The sequence below is a fragment of the Kribbella sp. NPDC005582 genome (genome assembly GCF_040605415.1).
In the GTDB taxonomy this organism is placed as follows: domain Bacteria; phylum Actinomycetota; class Actinomycetes; order Propionibacteriales; family Kribbellaceae; genus Kribbella.
This window is the reverse complement of the sequence record NZ_JBEXCU010000011.1, coordinates 138,921-155,598: the sequence shown is the minus strand read 5'-3', so window position 1 is coordinate 155,598 and position 16,678 is coordinate 138,921. Positions and strand designations below refer to the sequence as shown.

Annotated in this window: 13 protein-coding genes; 5 read left to right on the top strand and 8 right to left on the bottom strand. The window is 65.1% G+C overall.

Features of this window, described 5'->3' with window-relative positions; translation table 11 throughout:
- The first annotated feature begins 481 nt into the window (after nt 1–481).
- The 3 genes from ABZS29_RS38385 to ABZS29_RS38375 are packed head-to-tail and all read left to right on the top strand — an operon-like array spanning nt 482 to nt 2,161.
- Nucleotides 482–721 carry a hypothetical protein gene (locus ABZS29_RS38385; protein ID WP_355469984.1) on the top strand — a complete coding sequence of 80 codons (240 nt, stop codon included), beginning with the start codon at nt 482–484 and terminating at the stop codon, nt 719–721.
- On the top strand, nt 718–1,287 hold the full coding sequence (locus tag ABZS29_RS38380) for a DUF6879 family protein (RefSeq protein ID WP_355469983.1): 570 nt from the start codon (nt 718–720) through the stop codon (nt 1,285–1,287). Before ABZS29_RS38385 ends, ABZS29_RS38380 begins: the two co-directional genes overlap by 4 nt.
- 10 nt (nt 1,288–1,297) lie before the next feature.
- The gene (locus ABZS29_RS38375; RefSeq protein ID WP_355469982.1) at nt 1,298–2,161 is read left to right on the top strand and encodes a helix-turn-helix transcriptional regulator; all 864 of its coding nucleotides are present in this window, start codon (nt 1,298–1,300) and stop codon (nt 2,159–2,161) included.
- A gap of 349 nt (nt 2,162–2,510) precedes the next feature.
- On the opposite strand, the gene ABZS29_RS38370 is transcribed toward ABZS29_RS38375, so the two are convergent.
- On the bottom strand, nt 2,511–4,955 hold the full coding sequence (locus ABZS29_RS38370; protein WP_355469981.1) for an AAA family ATPase: 2,445 nt from the start codon (nt 4,953–4,955) through the stop codon (nt 2,511–2,513).
- A 1,146-nt stretch (nt 4,956–6,101) separates the two neighbouring features.
- Between ABZS29_RS38370 and ABZS29_RS38365 the strand changes: the two genes are divergently transcribed.
- On the top strand, nt 6,102–8,807 hold the full coding sequence (locus ABZS29_RS38365) for a hypothetical protein (protein ID WP_355469980.1): 2,706 nt from the start codon (nt 6,102–6,104) through the stop codon (nt 8,805–8,807).
- Between the two features lie 95 nt (nt 8,808–8,902).
- On the opposite strand, the gene ABZS29_RS38360 is transcribed toward ABZS29_RS38365, so the two are convergent.
- Nucleotides 8,903–9,448 (bottom strand): hypothetical protein, encoded by a 546-nt coding sequence (locus ABZS29_RS38360; protein WP_355469979.1) that lies wholly within the window; start codon nt 9,446–9,448, stop codon nt 8,903–8,905.
- Between ABZS29_RS38360 and ABZS29_RS38355 the strand changes: the two genes are divergently transcribed.
- The gene (locus ABZS29_RS38355) at nt 9,447–10,388 is read left to right on the top strand and encodes a 3'-5' exonuclease (protein ID WP_355469986.1); all 942 of its coding nucleotides are present in this window, start codon (nt 9,447–9,449) and stop codon (nt 10,386–10,388) included. The two genes, ABZS29_RS38360 and ABZS29_RS38355, sit on opposite strands and share 2 nt — an antisense overlap.
- 387 nt (nt 10,389–10,775) lie before the next feature.
- Here the strand turns inward: ABZS29_RS38355 and ABZS29_RS38350 are convergent, their stop codons facing one another.
- The 6 genes from ABZS29_RS38350 to hisD form a co-directional block, all read right to left on the bottom strand.
- Nucleotides 10,776–12,164, bottom strand: a complete 1,389-nt coding sequence (locus ABZS29_RS38350; RefSeq protein ID WP_355469978.1) for an alkaline phosphatase PhoX — start codon at nt 12,162–12,164, stop codon at nt 10,776–10,778.
- Between the two features lie 82 nt (nt 12,165–12,246).
- Nucleotides 12,247–12,936: an SAVMC3_10250 family protein gene (locus ABZS29_RS38345; protein ID WP_355469977.1), complete on the bottom strand. Its 690-nt coding sequence runs from the start codon at nt 12,934–12,936 to the stop codon at nt 12,247–12,249.
- 16 nt (nt 12,937–12,952) lie between these two features.
- On the bottom strand, nt 12,953–13,594 hold the full coding sequence (gene hisH / locus ABZS29_RS38340; RefSeq protein WP_355469976.1) for an imidazole glycerol phosphate synthase subunit HisH: 642 nt from the start codon (nt 13,592–13,594) through the stop codon (nt 12,953–12,955).
- A complete protein-coding gene (gene hisB, locus ABZS29_RS38335) occupies nt 13,591–14,190 on the bottom strand; it encodes an imidazoleglycerol-phosphate dehydratase HisB (RefSeq protein ID WP_355469975.1) in 600 nt (199 codons plus the stop codon). Before hisB ends, hisH begins: the two co-directional genes overlap by 4 nt.
- Nucleotides 14,187–15,305: a histidinol-phosphate transaminase gene (locus ABZS29_RS38330; protein ID WP_355469974.1), complete on the bottom strand. Its 1,119-nt coding sequence runs from the start codon at nt 15,303–15,305 to the stop codon at nt 14,187–14,189. Before ABZS29_RS38330 ends, hisB begins: the two co-directional genes overlap by 4 nt.
- Complete coding sequence (gene hisD / locus ABZS29_RS38325; RefSeq protein WP_355469973.1) at nt 15,302–16,621, bottom strand: histidinol dehydrogenase; 1,320 nt, start codon at nt 16,619–16,621, stop codon at nt 15,302–15,304. Before hisD ends, ABZS29_RS38330 begins: the two co-directional genes overlap by 4 nt.
- Nucleotides 16,622–16,678 lie beyond the last annotated feature (57 nt).

Here is a 16,678-nt window from a genome sequence, read left to right as displayed (position 1 = left end):
AACTCACACCCATCGAGTTTGAGACAATTCAACCCGTCGCACTCGCGGCCTGAAACACCAAACCCCGCGAGTCAACTGAACTCGGGGCAGTCCCGTTCGGTCGCGGTGGTAGCCGTGGTGCTGGCCGAGAACGCACACCTCGTCGGTTCGTGGGTTCAACCCGTCGCACGCAACCTCAGTTGCCGACTTCAGCACCGGCCATCTGTCGGAGATCCTCTCCATGTCCATCAGCACACTCCGTCGTACGGGAACATCTGCTCGTGTTGGAGCGGCCAGGGCGACAGGGCAGGAGAACGACGCTCGGACCTGCGGAGTTCGGGGCTCACCCACCGCCCTGACCTGTCACCGAACGCTAGCGATCGAGCACATTGCGCTGAAGAAAGTTGCTTGAGATTTCTCGCGGTGTGCTTGACTGTTGCTCGTCCTGGTCAGCAGGCTGGAGGGGTAGCGGAGCTCCCACCGTGAAGCCAGGAGGAGCACCATGGACCACAAGCAGCCAGACCAGCTTCAGCACCTCGCAACCGATCCGAACTCCGGCAAGGACGGGTGCCCGTCCTACTACGCGACCGACGACGGCCGATTCGTCGTACAGGGCTACAAGCTGACCAGCGCACAGGCGCGCGGCCAGCTGGCCAACTTCCCCGACGGCGAAGACGCCGTAATCGTCACCCAGGGTCTCGTCGACCTGATCGTCGCGCAGCACCTGGGGACATCTGCGTGACAAACTCCACGTTCGTCGCAGCCGGGCCGGAATTCGTTCAATTCGCCCGCAGCTACGAACACACGGCCTACCGGCTCGAAGTCCGCGACAGATACGCCGCCGCCGATGAAGCCGACCACGTGGAGGCATTCCTTGCAGGCCAGCCCGCCGACGACTCCTGGATGGAGGACTGGATGGGCATGGTCCTGCGTCGCACCCTGGAGGGCCAGCACATCGAGCGCGTGCGCGTCGTGACCGAGCCCTGGTCCGACTACACCAGATTCGGGCTCAACCTGTCGCGGCTGAACACCGCAGCCGGCGAAGACATCCGCTACCTCACCCGCGATCAGGCTCGCGAACTCGGGCTCCCGACGTACGACTATTGGCTCCTCGACTCACACAAGATGTGCATCCTGCGGTTCGACGATCAAGACGCCCTCCTCGGCGCGGACGTCGTCCACGACCCGGCGGTCGTGGTCGAGCACGCTGCCTACCGCGACATCGCCCGGCGATTCGCCTTGCCCCGGGGGCAGTATCTCGCCACCTTCGACGATGACTTCCTAACCAAGAACCGCATCAACAAGTAAGCGAGCGTGGGTGTCCAGTTTCCAGCGTGCACGCGAGGCCCTTGGCAACCGCCTGCGCGAAATGCGCCTGGACGCCCACCTCACCGGCCGCGCCCTCGCGGCAGCGGCCGACTGGGGACCATCCAAAGTCTCCAAGATCGAAGCAGGCCGCCAAACACCATCAGACGCCGACCTCTCGACCTGGGCCACCCTCTGCGATCGCGCCCAGGACATCCCCCAACTGATCGCATCGCTGCGCTCGCTCGAGCAGCAGTACGTCGAGTTCCGGCGCATGTTTCGTGCGGGTCTTCCATCGAGACAACGCGCCATCGCCGACATCGAGTCCAACACCGACCTCACCAGGAACTTCGAGCCCTGCTTCGTCCCGGGCCTGCTCCAAACCGCGGAGTACGCCCGCTACCGGTTCGCCGAAGGCGATGCCGACGAGACCGAACGCGGCATCCCCAAAAGCGAAACCGAACTCACCGAGGCGATCGCAGCAAGGATGGATCGCCAGCGCATCCTCCACCGCGGCGAGCAGAAGTTCCACTTCGTCCTCACCGAAGCAGTCCTCCGCTACCAACTCTGCCCACCAGACGTCATGGCCGGCCAAATCGGCCACCTCATCTCCATGACCACACTCCCGACCATCCGAGTCGGCGTCATCCCGTTCGGCGTCCCCCTCCCCGTCGCCCCAACCCACGGCTTCTACCTGTACGACAACAAACTCGTCCTCGTCGAACTCTTCACCGCCGTACTCCACGTCACCCAAACCGACGAGCTCCAAGCCTACGAACGAGTCTTCACCAAACTCGCCAAAGCGGCCGTCTACGGCGCCGAAGCGCGAACCTTACTCACACACACCCTCCCGAAATGGCAAACACCCGCCACCTGACCGCCCCGAAGGATCACTAAAACCGACGAAGACACTGACAAGGACACGGAAAGCACCGTCACATCCGCCCACCAAATGGATGTCCTCAAACTTCACCGCGCCGGCTGGTGACACTCCGGCGTCTGCGCCCCCGGGGGACCAGCCCAAGCTGCTCGACCGCTCCGGTCAGGCTGGGTCGAGAAATTGGTCCGCGCCATCTACATGGCCGATCCCACGAGTGCCGAGCTCAAGCAGCTTGCGATCGGAAGGTCCCCTGAGAATCCCTGCCCAGGGCGTTGCATCGCCGCCATCTTGTCGATGTGACCCGCAAAGGTGGAAAGTGGCGCACCCCGGTGACCTGAAGGATCGCTCAGAAAGGCAACCTGTTCTCTGGGTCACCGTTCCCTGCGGTCGATTCCGTCGAATGGCCACCGGGGGTCTCCAACCCCGAGGGCACTGCAGATCGGGCGATCTGGGACTCCACATGTCCTTGGCGCTTCCAGTTCGCGACAAGAGATCCGACATCGACACCTACTGCCGCGCACATTCCCTTGAAATGCTTCTCGTCACAGCGCCAGAGGAAGCGCAGGATCTGCCCGAGTTCGTCCGGGATGTTCGCCGAGAAGGAGACCGAAGGGTTCGGTTCTTCCCGATGCGACGATCCATGAGCGAAGCGAACGATGCGTTGAGTGAACTCCTCAGGGACGTTGGCCTGGCTGGCCGTGCTCTCGATCTTGCCCTGGAAGTCACCGCCCGTCGGCGATCTGAACGCCACGAAGCCTTCGAGCAGCCGACGCGCAGCATTCCCGAGCAGGATCAGGTCCGCGGTGTTCCGCTCGATCGCCGCCTCAGCGATGCGGTAGAAGATGTAGTGATAGTCAGTCGGCTGATTCAGCAGGTTGTCGGACATCGCGCGGAGACGCACACGGCGGTCGCCCGTGGCACCGTCATAGGCCCTCATCTCCAGAAACTGGATCCGGGGAAACTTGATCTCGTCCTTGTCCTGCCTGCTGATCGAACCACGCGAAGCAGCCAGTACCTTTTTGTATCGCATCAGGAACAGCCGGAACAGCTCGTAGTCATGCGTTAGTACCACGACCTGCCCGAAGCCCTTGGTTCGCTGGTCCACCAAGGCGTAGGCGGCGAAGAGGGCATCTTTGTCGAGACCGGTGACCGGGTCGTCGATCACGACAAGGTCGTTCTGCGGAGTCACGCCGTCCGCCTCCAGGCTCCGCAAGAAATACAGGAGTGCCAGCGAATGGCGTTCTCCTTCGCTCAGGTGCAGCGCCGGACCGTTGTTCCGCATCACTTCGTAGCTCGTTCCATCCGCAGTCACTCGGAGCGAAAGATGTACGTGCCCGAACGCGTCCGTGAGGTCGCCGTTGATCAGCTCCGCCATCTCGCCTACATCGTGTTGCTGACTCCGCAGCTTCTCGCTCTCCACCTCCAGCCTCTTGATGCGATCCTTAAGACGGTCGCTAGAGCGCTTCGCGGCCGGCACAGCGCGCAGCGCGCGAGCGTACTCAGTTCGGAACGGCCCGACCAGATGCGCAATCAGGTCAGCTTCTGTTTGCGCTCGCAGGCCGACCTGACTACCAACGTCTGTGTTGTGACGAGCCACCGATCCGGCCAGCTCGTCGAGATCAATCGGATCAGGGGCCGTCGGCAACGGTTCGAGCAGCGGGCGGTAGGGATCCGCTACTCTCTCACCGACCACCATCGTTAGCGCGCCAAGATACGCCTTCCAGTCGTCAAGAGGCACCTTGAGCGCATCTAGCGCGCCCTGGTAGCCAGACCGCTGGCCAGGCAGGAGCTCATCTGGCGAAGGAAGGGCCTCGTGCCACGCCGCGAGAGCCTGACTAGTTTGCGCAAGATCGTCCGCGATCTCCTTCAGGTCTGTCTGAAGGGTGCTGAGGGAGTCGTCGAAGTGTGAGGCGTAGGCTTCACGAGTTGCGGCCGACAGCACGCCGTCCGTACAGAACCTGCATGGATCACCTCCTGCCGGGTGCAACGCGAGGCCAGCTTGCACCCAGTCCGCCAGTGCGCGGTCGGCTTCCAGAGCCTTGCTGATCCGGCTCGTCAGCTCCCGCCCTGCGACCTCAGCAACCCGGACTGTCAATGCGCTGCCAACGCCGGTGGGATCCGATGGGACCGTTAACGACTGGAACTCATCGGCCGACAAGAACTCCCGGGCCGCGGCGACTTCGTCGTCCCCGAGAGCCACCGCCACCGACTCGACCAGCGCCTTGTGTGCCTTGGCGATGGTGTAGGTCTGAGTCGTGTATCGGTGTGGCAAGTCCTTGCCAAGAACATCGAGCACTCTACGCTTGGCATCCGCCTTGAGCTTGTCGGCACGGTCGGAAAACTCCTTGCCTGCGGCCATCACCGCCGTGAGCCTTGTCCGCTGCCGTTCAGCCTCTTGTTCGAGTTCACGACGAGCAGACTCCGCAGCGACATTCGCGGCGCCGAGTTTGAGTATTCCGACAGAGGAGCCGTTGCCGTCGAGAAAGAACTCCAGGTGATCCTCGATGTAGTACCTGTTGAAGACGTGGGCGCGGCCGCCGACGGCAGCTGGCATGGCGCCTTTGCGCCATCTACTGTTCTCGAAGTATTCAGCCGTCACATCAGCATCGCCGCGAGCCGCCTGTCGAAGCAGCTCCGCAAAGGTGGTCTTGCCAGTTCCATTGCGGCCGTAGACGAAGGTCTTGGCACCCAGGCAGCAGCCTGCGTCATTCGTGAAGAGGTCGTCAGCGATACCGCGAAAGACTTGGTCCGGCGCAACCAGTCGCACCTTGACCGTTGAATTCGATGTCATGCTCTCCCCCACCACACGGCTCAGCCGCGCGTGATTCAGGGCTCGGTGAAGTGGCGGCGCACCGCGGCAACCCGTCTGTGGTGGTTGCGGGCGCGTCGAAGTTGCCGACGTGGTGATCGGCCTCGACGTCAGATGCGTTCCTACCCGAGGACGCCAATGCTCCCGAGTTCTGTCCCCCCAAAGAGAACCCGCCGTAAGGCGACTTCTCTACTGTCGGTAGTCACTATGCTCCGCGCAGGCCTCGTTGCCAAGCCCAAACCGCACTTTCAGTCACAGGGAGTATCGACAAGACAATGCGGAATTCAACGGCGGCTTCCGTCGATTGCAGAGAGCAATCCGACAGCCTCGGCTGTGGGCGAAGGCGGCGATGCACCTCCGATGAGATCAACGCCGGATCCGCCTCAGCATCCGCCGGCCCGCGCCAGAAGCGACCAGCCATGACACGGCGCCACGACGAACGCGAACTCGTGACGGCCGGGGTCTTTCCGCGCGGTCACCTCTTCGTGATATTGCAGAGCGTAACGATGCGTGGGTGTCGTCCGATGTAGCGAGCTGTGTCAGTTAGGCAGGGGGATTCAGGGTGGGATTGTTTAGTCGTTCGCACAGGCGGGAGGTGGTGGACAGGTCTGGCAGCAGCCGTTCGTGCGGCCGAACGAGCCGGGCGTCCTTCGGGATGCAAGAGGGCGCTGCGCGCCCTCAACAGAAGAGTGATCCCGGCAAGCCTGGATAGATGCCAAAAGCAACAACCAACACTGCGCGCTGGCAAGCATCATATCCCTTATATAAAAAGCGAAATCCGGCCCGTTGTCCAAGGAAATCAACCACCCTATTGCCTCACGCGGATCGGTAAACCGATCCCAACCACAGCCCTAACCCACCACACATCCACCCCCAGACAACCCCCTCCCCCACCCACCACACACAACGACACCCACCCCACCACCGGCTACGCCGGCGACACACACCCCAACGAACGCCCATCCACCAAAGAGCCGGTCTCCCGCCCCGGAACCGCGGGCCGGCCGGCGGGGGGTTAGGGCGCCGGACCAGGGTTGCGGATGTGCCAAGTGGGTTTGCGTACTCAGCCTGCACTAGACGCAGCACGCGGCTGGGCACGAACATAGTGCCGGGGGTGGGGGACAACCGATGAGAATGATCGGACGCATCGTTGCGGCACTCGTAGGGCTGGTCGTGATGCTGGCAGCATGCGGCTATCTGAGCAGGCCACTCGAGGACATCTCGCAGCAGACGCTGTGGCGGGCTCGGCCGCCCTGGGTGGGCAAGGGACCGCCTGTCGATCCAGGGCAGCTCTGGACTGCAGCGACCATCGGCGAGCCCAAGACATTATCTGCCGCAGGCACATTAACTCTCACCTCGGACCGGCCAACCAGCCAAGCAAAGTTCCAACTCTCGATCGAGGGACCCACCAACGACCCGCTGCTGCAGGCTGTCCGAGACGGCAGAGCACGCGGCCACGGCGACCAACTCGCGGAGATCGTAGGTCTCTCCCCTCAGGGCCGGTGGGGTATTGATTACGGGGACCCCACGGTTTCGGTAGCCAACGATCGAACGTATGTGACCGTCGAGGCGACTGGGCTCGTGGTCAACCGGGACTTGACCCAGATCACCGTCGTTGATTCGCCGCACTGCACCAGGGTCGCCAGTCGAACGTTTACGGTCGTCGGCTCCAACATGACTGTCGTCGGTGTGAGATCAGGTGAAGCCGTCAAGGCGCCGCAGCTACCCGAGCCAAGTCCGAGTAGGTGTCCCCGCCTTGGTACGTGGCAGGACCAGTCCGCCACGCGTGCAGTCTTTCGAGGCCATGGCGCTGCAGAGGCCGACCTGGCCCCAACCACGGCGATCAAGCCAAGTGCCGTCACCCGGCTAAAGCCGCTGTTCGGCGCCAACCAGGAAGTCGGGCAGCTCTTGGCCAGTGCCGGCTTCGCATTACTGTCAGCGATGCCCCTGCTGATCGTGTGGTTACGTATTCGCCCCTACAGCGGTACGACCTCAACCTGTCTCCTCCGACCATGGACAAACACGGATCGATTCGGCAGACGCGCGGCCAAGACGATCGGCCTGCTGCTTCTACTGCATCTTCTACTCACCTTCGGCGTGCTGTCGTCAGCCTTGACGAGCTTGGTCGAGCTCCGGTTCTCGCCGGTTCTCAGCGCCGTCGTCCTGATGGTGGGGGTTGCTCATATCTGGCGACGCACCGCCTTGCGTGCGACGGTCGGCGTCCGGAACATCTTGGAATGGTCGTGCATACTCGGTAGCGTCTTGGTGCTCATCCTTGCCAGCACGATTCCCGTTTGGATCTCCGGAGCGTGGATCGACACATCAGACCTCGTCGTAGACATAGGGGCCGCCCTGATTGCCGCTGCGGTTGGAGCACGAATCCTTGGCCGGTCCTTGAATCTCAACGGCGCCGTGGTCCTCACGCTGATCAGCGGTATCGGAGTGGCCGCTGTTCTCCTCCTGCTCGGACCATCGACGTGGCAAGGAGGTTTGATCGGAAGGCCGCTTGCAGTCGTCGTCCCCGTAGCTGCAAGCGCACTGGTCTGGCTTACCATTGACCGACTCGTCCGCCATGTCATCAATGCCGATCCACCGGCCATCTGGGATCGGATGCGACCAGCCTTACGGCGCTGGCGCGGCCTGAGATACCTAGGTGCCGCCCTGCTGTCAGTGCCATTAGTAGTCTACGGCACCGAATCTTCATCGCCGATTCAATGGTTCTACTTCCTGCAGTTTGCTTCCTCTATCGACCAGACACTCCGATTAATTGTCTTGGGAGTGCTGATTCTTCTGCTACGTCGGCTGGGGCGCGCCAGCTCTGGGAAAGCGGCTCTAGGATCGCTCGCGTTGCTGCGAACAGCAGCCCTGCTGGTTGCGCTAGTCGGACTGCTGACGCCCACCGTCACAGTTGGCGGGCTTCCCCTTGCTTTCCTCGTCGGCTGGCTACTGCTTGAGACCTGGCTGCTACCTCGGCGAGCAGCTACCGCCGCCCGTCCTGAGGTCGGGCAACTGGCTCAGGCCAACTCCAAGGACGCCATCAACATAGCTGTCAGCGAGGTAGCTGCGGACCGTATCACCGCTATCGCTGAGGCCAGCCTGCGTAAAAGCATCGCGGACAAACCATCCAACGACAGCGGTACTCCATTAGATCGAGACCCCCGAGTCACCGAACTCACTCGGCTGGCGGTACGCCCTCAGCGACCTACGCTGGCCCAGCTGCGGGCTGCCCTGTCATCGTACGGTGGCCTCAGCCCATGGCATCGCGGTCGTCAATTCGCAGTTCTCGGTCTGGTGATAGGGCTTCCTTGGACCGTCCTTGACCTTCCCGCGGTCTTCAGTACGCTCACCGCGGGCGGTCCCTTTCGCCTCGTGGACGCCGCCGCCGGCCTCTTAGTTATCTTCCGCTTCGCTATCGCTGGCCTCGTGATGGGGGTCGCGTACCCGATGGTTCGCGGCACGACCGGCTTGGGCAAAGGCCTCAGCATGTCTGTGACCATGTCCGCCCCCGCGCTTTGCGTGGCTCTCCTTCCCGATCCCAAGGCCGATCACGCAATCCAGGCCGCGCTTCTACAGTTGACCCAGTGGCTACTGTTCGGCCTGATTCTCGGATTGGTTGCCGATCTCATGGCGCTACGGCGAGGCGCCTTTGGTCTTCGTCAACTTCGCGAGCTCCACCGGATGAACGCGATCACCGCTTCGGCTTCGACTCTGCTCATCGCGGCACTCACCGCCACGGCCACCGCCGTTGGTTCGGGAGCGGCTGGTGCCTTCGTCGACCGCGTCCTAGCCCCAGCACCAGCAGCCCCGACACCGCCGGCAGGAGCTAGTAGATAGGGGAGCTCGGTCCGAGAGGCCAGCTCAGCTCAGGTGTTTCTGCCGAAGCTGCAACCATCAGCCGGCGCCCAAGGCGCACGACCAAGCGCCGGCAGTCAGTCTGACAGTGGTAGGCCGGTCAGATCTGGCTCAGCATCAACCAAAAGCCGGTACACCCTGGCAGCACCGCGATCGAACTTCACTGGATCCGGGACGGAGGTAGCAGGAGGTGGCTCGTCTCCGATTGATCTTGCCCACGCTGTTCCGGCCTCAGTGCGCTCGAGTGAGTGACTCTCGAACAAGCGATGCTCTTTGGCGATCGTCCCCAGCTGCTTACCGAGCCCCTTGCCCTGGGCCGCCGGATGGATCCAGATCGTATTCACCCGCCGGTCGATCGGATCCTCGGGACGGCGAGTGTCATCTTGCGGGAAGTCGGCGGGGTCATCAATCGACAGGTAGCCGAGTAGCACACCCTCAGGAGCATCTGTGCCGTCGAGGTCGGCACCCACCATTGCGTACCAGTGACGCGGTCCCAGCCCCAAGGAGGCCGCCGATTCCAGACGCACCCACCGCACGAGGCCTGCACCAGTCACTACGGGCTTACTCCACGACGGAGGCGAAGGTGCTGCCGCCGCCAGGTCCCCGCTCTCCTCACCGTTCATCCGGACATCCAACCACGGCGCCTCCCAGACCCCTGCTGACTTCCGTGAGCAGCAGCCGGCCGCCTGGCGCCCCGCACAGATTGCCCAGGGGTCGACGTCAACGCCGACGGCGTGCTCTACTCCCGGCCATGGAAGCGAGCAGGGCCTCATCTGGCTCGGTGGGCAGAGCCTCTCCGAAGAGCTGCTCACCAAGTCTTATGCAGTCCACAGTCTCGACATCGACGGCGCCTGGGATGCACTGAGTGCCCTTGCGGAAGCCACTCCCGCCCAGCTCAATGGCGACTGCTCACCGAGTCCGGCGACCGCTGGCGCGCCCAGATACCCCGCGGTTGCGCGAAACATCGTTCGCCGTCGTCACGTCGAAACCACAGGCTTCTCCGGTCTCACCGACGACCGCCTGATCGAGATCGCCGTAGTACACACCGACCCGAATTGTCACATCACCGGCAGTTGGACCACCCTCGTCAACCCCGGTGGGGACCCTGGACCTACCTGGCTGCACGGCATCCGTCACAACGATCTTGAGGCGGCCCCACACTTCGCCGAGCTCACAGGCTGGCTCACCAATCTGCTCGCCGATTGCGTGCTCGTCGGTCACAACGCGCCGAACGACCTTTCGTTCCTCACGACGGAGTTCGAGCGTGCAGACATCGATCCGCCTGGCTGGTCCTCGCTATGCACCATGGAACTCGCCCGCCTCCTCAGCGCGTCAGCTTCCCTGTCTCTCGACGCCTGCTGCACTGCCGCCGACATCCCACTCGCAGGCGCCCACACTGCTATTGGCGACGCCGAAGCCACCGCGCGTCTGCTCGGTACTTGCCTCTCCGCCGCCGCTGCCAAGGGCTTGCACGACCTGGCCGCCCTCGGTTGCGAGAAGCCCGTCCCAGCACAGCGTCATGCGGGCCTACAGAACCCGCCCTTGCGTCCACGCAGCGGCTAAACCTTCGCCTGTCGTGCTCAACGGGCCTACCTGCACTTGGTACTTCTTTGCGACGAGGTATTCCCGGAGCCCGTCCGCGAACCGTTCGGTCTCGGAGTCGGACCTGCACCGCTGTCCCCGTGCCGGCTGGCTCCGAGCTCGCCAGCCGGTTGAGCCGCTACGTCGCCGCGATCAGTTCCCCCCCCCCCCCCCCCGTGATTGGCCGAAATCCTCTGAAGTCTCCACCAGAGGCGTGTGGTTCAGGTGCGTGTCCGGCCCCCGACACGCACCCTGACCTTCTTCCAGGCGGGCCAGATGCCCGCGGCGAGCAACCACAATCAGCCCGGGCGGGTAACGCCTCCTGCACCGGAGGCGAGCCGCACGGGTGGGTTGCCAACCGCACCATGGTTAGCGGCGGCGGCGCCAGGGGCCGGTGATGGCGTAGGTGATGCCGGGGTTGTAGACGTTGAAGAACATGGTGCGGCCGTCGGCGGAGAAGCCGGCGCCGGTGAGTTCGCCGTACTCGGGGGCTTCGGGGGTGCCGATGTTGACGGTGTTCTTGGCGAACTTGAAGACCTGGCCGTCTTCGGTGGTGCCGAGGATGTGCTGGTCGCCGATGCCGTCCTCGCACATCATCAGGCCGCCGTACGGCGACATCGTGATGTTGTCGGGGGCGTCGAACTCGGGGTTGTCGGAGCCGGGCTTGGAGCGCTTGAAGATGATCTCGAGGCGGAGGGTGTGTTTGCGGGGGTCGTAGCGCCAGACCTGGCCGTCGTGGTCGATTTTGGGGCCTAGTTCGGTGCGGGCGAAGGAGGAGACGAAGTAGACGCAGCGGTCGCGGGTGCCCCACCAGCAGCCTTCGAGTTTGTAGCCGCCGGTGATCGGCTTCGAGTAGGCCTGGGCGCGGACGGACTCGGTCGCGGCCAGGGGGTCGGGGACCTTCACCCATTGGACGCCGTGGAAGATCGTGCCGGCTTCCTGGACGGTCGACATGTCGAGGAGGCCGGGGATGTGCATGGCCTGCAGTTCGCCGCCGGCGCGCAGGGAACCCCAGCCGCCGCGGGGGCGGTTCGGGAGGAAGCGGTAGAAGCCGCCGAGCGGGGCGACGAAGGCGTCCTCGGTCTCGTAGACGATGCCGGTGGCCGGGTCGATCGCGACGGCCTCGTGCTGGAAGCGGCCCATCTCCTTGAGCGGGAACGGGTTGTTGTTGCGGCGGTCGTCGTACGGGTCGACCTCGAAGATGAAGCCGTGGTCCTTGGTGTAGCCGCTCTGACCGGCCTTGAGCTCGGTCTCCTCGCAGGTGAGCCAGGTGCGCCACGGGGTGATGCCGCCGGAGCAGTTGATCGCCGTACCGCCGAGGCTGACGTACTCCTTGGTGGACTCCAGGTGCCGGTTCACGTGCAGCGTGCTGGTACCGCCGGCGCCGCCCGGGTCGTAGGTGCGCTCGGGCGGTGCGACGACCTTGATCTTCGAGGTGGGGCTGCACTCGTGGTTGCGGACCAGCCGGGCGCCGCCGTCGCGGTCCGGGAACGTGCCCATGCCGTCGAACCGGCTCGGCGTCGGCAGGCCATCGAGGCGGATGGTGCCCTCACGCGACAGGATGGCGTACCGGAAGCCGTGCGGCAGGTCGAGCATGCCCTTGGGGTCCGGGATCAGCGGGCCGTAGCCGATCTTCGGGCCGGACGTGCCGAGCGCCGGCTGCGCGGTGAACAGCGCCTCGACGGATCCGGCCACAGTGACCGCGGCTCCGGCCGCTGCGGCGGTACCGACGAACTGACGCCTGGACAACGATGACATGGGCGGCCTCCTGGCTCCTCGACAAGCAGTGGTCGCCAGTGAACGTACGGTAAACACCTGACAAACGGCAAGGGAACGAGTGCTACCGCGGCGGCGGTATGTGCTCTACGAAGAGCGGGCTCGCCACCACCAGACGCCGGCCTCGCAGGTCTGCGACGAAGCTCGTCCGGGCCATCCCGCTCAGCCAGGCGGCGCTGTAATCAGGTGCCAGCTCGCGAAGTTCCTGGATCACCCGCAGCAGCCGACGGTCAGCCGAACTGAGCCCAGCGCCGTCGGCGCGACCGTCGGCGACGGCGTTGAGGTAATTGAACATACCGGCCGACAGCGACGGCGACATTCTGTTGCTCGGAGGTCCGCCGGTGGCGGCTTGAATCAGGTGCTGTGGCGAGCCGTGGAGCAGGAGCTGCGTCGACCGCTCGTCGCGAGGATCATCGCGTCCCCAGAAGAACAGCACGGGCTGCCCCGAGGCAAGCCCATCACTCAGTACGGCGTACGCCAGGCGCGTCTCGAACTGGATCCACTCCCCCGGCTCCGTCTCCTCGGTCCACCAGCGAACCGGCCACTTCGACCGAATGTACTTCTCGGCCTGATCGAGGGTCGGCGTCGTACCGGCGGCCGCCCGGGCGGCGTCGTACGCGAGTCCGGCCTCGACGGCGGGCAGACCGAGCCCCGCCGTCGAGATCTTGAAGGTGCCACCGAGACCGTCGCGCTTGCTCGCGGACTTGCGAAACTGCTGCAGTTTGGCCTGCGACAGGTAGACCAGTTCTCGCATGACTCAACAGTACGAGTCAGAGCGAGCGAATCCAGTTCTCGAGGACTGTCGCTCCGGCGTCGCCGGACTTCTCGGGGTGGAACTGGGTGGCGGTGAGCGGCCCGTTCTCGACCGCGGCCACGAAGGCATCACCGCCGTACGTCGTCCAGGTGACCAGCGGCGCAACCGACTCGCGGGCATCGGTGAGCTCCCACGAACGCACGCCGTACGAGTGGACGAAGTAGAAGCGTTCCTTCTCCACGCCCTCGAACAACCGCGTGCCACCCGGTACGTCGACAGTGTTCCAGCCCATGTGCGGAACCGGCTGCTCGTCGTGGGGCTGCAGGCGCTCGACGGTGCCGGGCCACTGCTCGCAGCCGTCGGTCTCGACGCCGTGCTCGATGCCGCGGGCGAACAGGATCTGCATGCCGACGCAGATGCCGAGGACCGGTCGGCTGCCGGTCAGGCGGCGGTCGACGATCGCGTCACCGCGGACCGACTTCAGGCCGGCCATGCAGGCGGCGAAGGCGCCGACGCCGGGGACCAGGAGGCCGTCGGCGTTCAGTGCTTCGTCGAAGTCCGAGGTGACGGTGACGTCGGCGCCGACCCGCTGCAGGGCCCGCTCACCGGAGCGGATGTTGCCCGACCCGTAGTCGAGAAGCACAACCTTCTTGGTCACAGGGCGCCCTTGGTGGACGGGATCCCGGGCTGGCGCGGGTCGAGCTCGGCGGCGGCCCGCAGCGCACGGGCGAACGCCTTGAACTGGGCCTCGACGATGTGGTGCGGGTCGCGCCCGGACAGCACCCGGATGTGGATGCAGATCGCGGCGTTGAAGGCGAGCGTCTCGAAGACGTGCTGGGTCAGCGAACCGGCGTAGTCGCCGCCGATGATCGCGTAGACCTGACCGTCGGGCTCGCCGGTGTGCACGCAGTACGGACGGCCGGACAGGTCAACCGTGCAGTGCACGAGAGCCTCGTCGAGCGGAACGGTCGCGTCGCCGAAGCGGCGAATGCCCTTCTTGTCGCCCAAGGCCTCTTTCAAAGCCTGGCCGATACCGATCGCGGTGTCCTCGACCGTGTGGTGCGCGTCGATCTCGAGGTCGCCGACCGTGTTCACGTGCAGGTCGAGCAGCGCGTGCTTGGCCAGCGCGTTCAGCATGTGGTCGTAGAAACCGACCCCGGTCGAGATGTCCGCCCGGCCCGTTCCGTCGAGATCGAGCTCGACCAGGACCTTGGACTCGCTCGTCTCGCGGTCGATCCGTGCACTGCGGGTCATGACAACCTTCCCGTGTCTGTCTTGAGGATGCGCTCGAACGAAGCGCGGAACGCGGCCATTTCCTCGCCGGTGCCGATCGAGACCCGCAGCCAGCCGTCCGGGCCGGTCTCGCGGATCAGGATGCCGTCGTCGAGCAGCGCCTGCCAGACCGCGTGCCGGTCGGCGAACGTGCCGAACAGAACGAAGTTCGCGTCCGAGTCCACGGCGCGCAAGCCTTGAGCACGCAGCCAATGCACTGTCTCGTCCCGCTCGATGCGCAACTGCTCCACTCGACCGAGCAGTTCGTCAGAGTGCCGCAACGCGGCCCGCGCGACCGCCTGGGTCACTGCGGACAGGTGGTACGGCAGCCGCACGATCCGCAGCGCGTCGACCAGTTGGTTGCTCGCGGCAAGGTATCCGACCCGGCCGCCGGCCAGCGCGAACGCCTTCGACATCGTCCGCGCGACCGCGAGATTCGGGTACGACGGCAGCAACGAGAGCGCGCTCGGAGTTCCGGTACGCCGGAATTCGCCGTACGCCTCGTCGACGACCAGGACCGCGCCGATCGCCGCAGTGCGGGCGGCCAGCGCCTCGACCACCTGGATCGGCAACGCCGTACCGGTCGGGTTGTTCGGTGATGCGAGCAGGACCACCGACGGGCGGTGCCGTGAGATCGCGGCTAGAGCCTTGCTCTGGTCGAGCGTGAAGTCCTCGGAACGTCGGCCGGTCACCCAAGCGGTGTTGGTGTTCCGCGCGTACTCCGGATACATCGAGTACGTCGGTGCGAACGAGAGCGCGGTCCGCCCAGGCCCACCAAAGGCCTGCAGGATGTGCAGCATGATCTCGTTGGAACCGTTCGCCGCCCAGATCTGCTCGGGCGTCAGATAAGCGCCCGACTCGCGCCCCAAGTAGGCCGCGAGGTCAGCACGCAGATCGAGGAACTCCCGATCCGGATAGCGGTTGAGACCACGCGCCGCCGCGGTCACCGACGCGGCGATGTCCGCGACGGTCTCCTCGCTCGGCGGATACGGGTTCTCGTTGACGTTCAGCAGGACCGGTACGTCGAGCTGCGGCGCGCCGTACGGCTCGAAGGCCTTGAGCTCCTCGCGAATCGGCAGTCCGTCGAAACGACTCATCCGGGGAACCTCACTGACACCGCAGCGCCGTGAGCCGGCAGATCCTCGGCGTTGGCCAAGGCAACGACGTGACCGGCGACCTCTTCGAGCGCGTCACGCGAGTAGTTGATGACGTGCACAGCCTTCAGGAAGCTGCGCACCGACAGACCGGACGAGTGGCACGCACAGCCCGCGGTCGGAAGCACGTGGTTCGATCCGGCGCAGTAGTCGCCGAGCGAGACCGGCGACCAGCCGCCGACGAAGATCGCGCCCGCGTTGGTGATCCGGGCCGCACGCTCCTCCGCATCGACCGTCTGGATCTCCAGGTGCTCAGCGGCGTACGCATCGACCACCGCGGTGCCCTGATCAAGATCATCAACCAGTACGACGGCCGACTGCTGACCGTTCAGCGCCTCGATGACGCGGTCGCGGTGCTTGGTCCGCTCGACCTGGATCGGCAGCTCGGCCTCGACAGCCGCGGCCAGCGTCTCGCTCGGAGTGACCAGAACGCTGGCGGCCATCGGGTCGTGCTCGGCCTGACTGATCAGATCCGCGGCAACGTGCTGCGCGTCGGCGGAGTCGTCGGCCAGGATCGCGATCTCGGTCGGCCCCGCCTCGGAGTCGATCCCGACCTCGCCCAGCAGGAAGCGCTTGGCGGCCACGACATAGATGTTGCCGGGACCGGTGATCAGGTTGACCTTGCGGCAGCCCTCGAACCCGTACGCGAAACCGGCGATCGCCTGCGCGCCACCCATCGCGTACACCTCGGTGATCCCGAGCATCTCGCAGACCGCCAGCACCGTCGGGTGCGGCAGCCCACCGAACTCCTTCTGCGGCGGCGATGCCACAGCAAGCGATGGCACACCGGCAACCTGCGCCGGTACGACGTTCATGACCACCGAAGAGGCAAGCGGCGCGCGCCCACCGGGAACATAGAGCCCGACCCGCTGCACCGGCACGAAGCGCTGAGTGACTCGGCCACCCGGCGCCGGCTCGGAGGCGATATCGGCGGTCTTCTCGTCCTCGCTGACCTCGCGGACGCGGCGGATCGACTCCTCGAACGCCGCCCGCACGGTCGGGTCGAGCTCCTCCAGCGCGGTCTTCAGCGCGGTCGCCGGGACCCGGATCTCCTCCACCCGCACATGGTCGAACTTCTCGCCGTACTCCCGGATCGCCTCGAGTCCGCGATGGCGGACCTCCAGACACAGGGGTCGGACGACGTCGAGAGCCTTCTCGACGTCGAACACGGCTCGGGGGACGAGGGCGTTCACTTCGGCTTGGAGGTCGGACACCTCACCGGCCGCCACTCGGCCCCGCAGGTCGACGCGGCGAATCATGGCCCCAGTCTAGTTGGACGCCGCCCCCTGGCCCGACCGGTATCCACAACCCGGCCG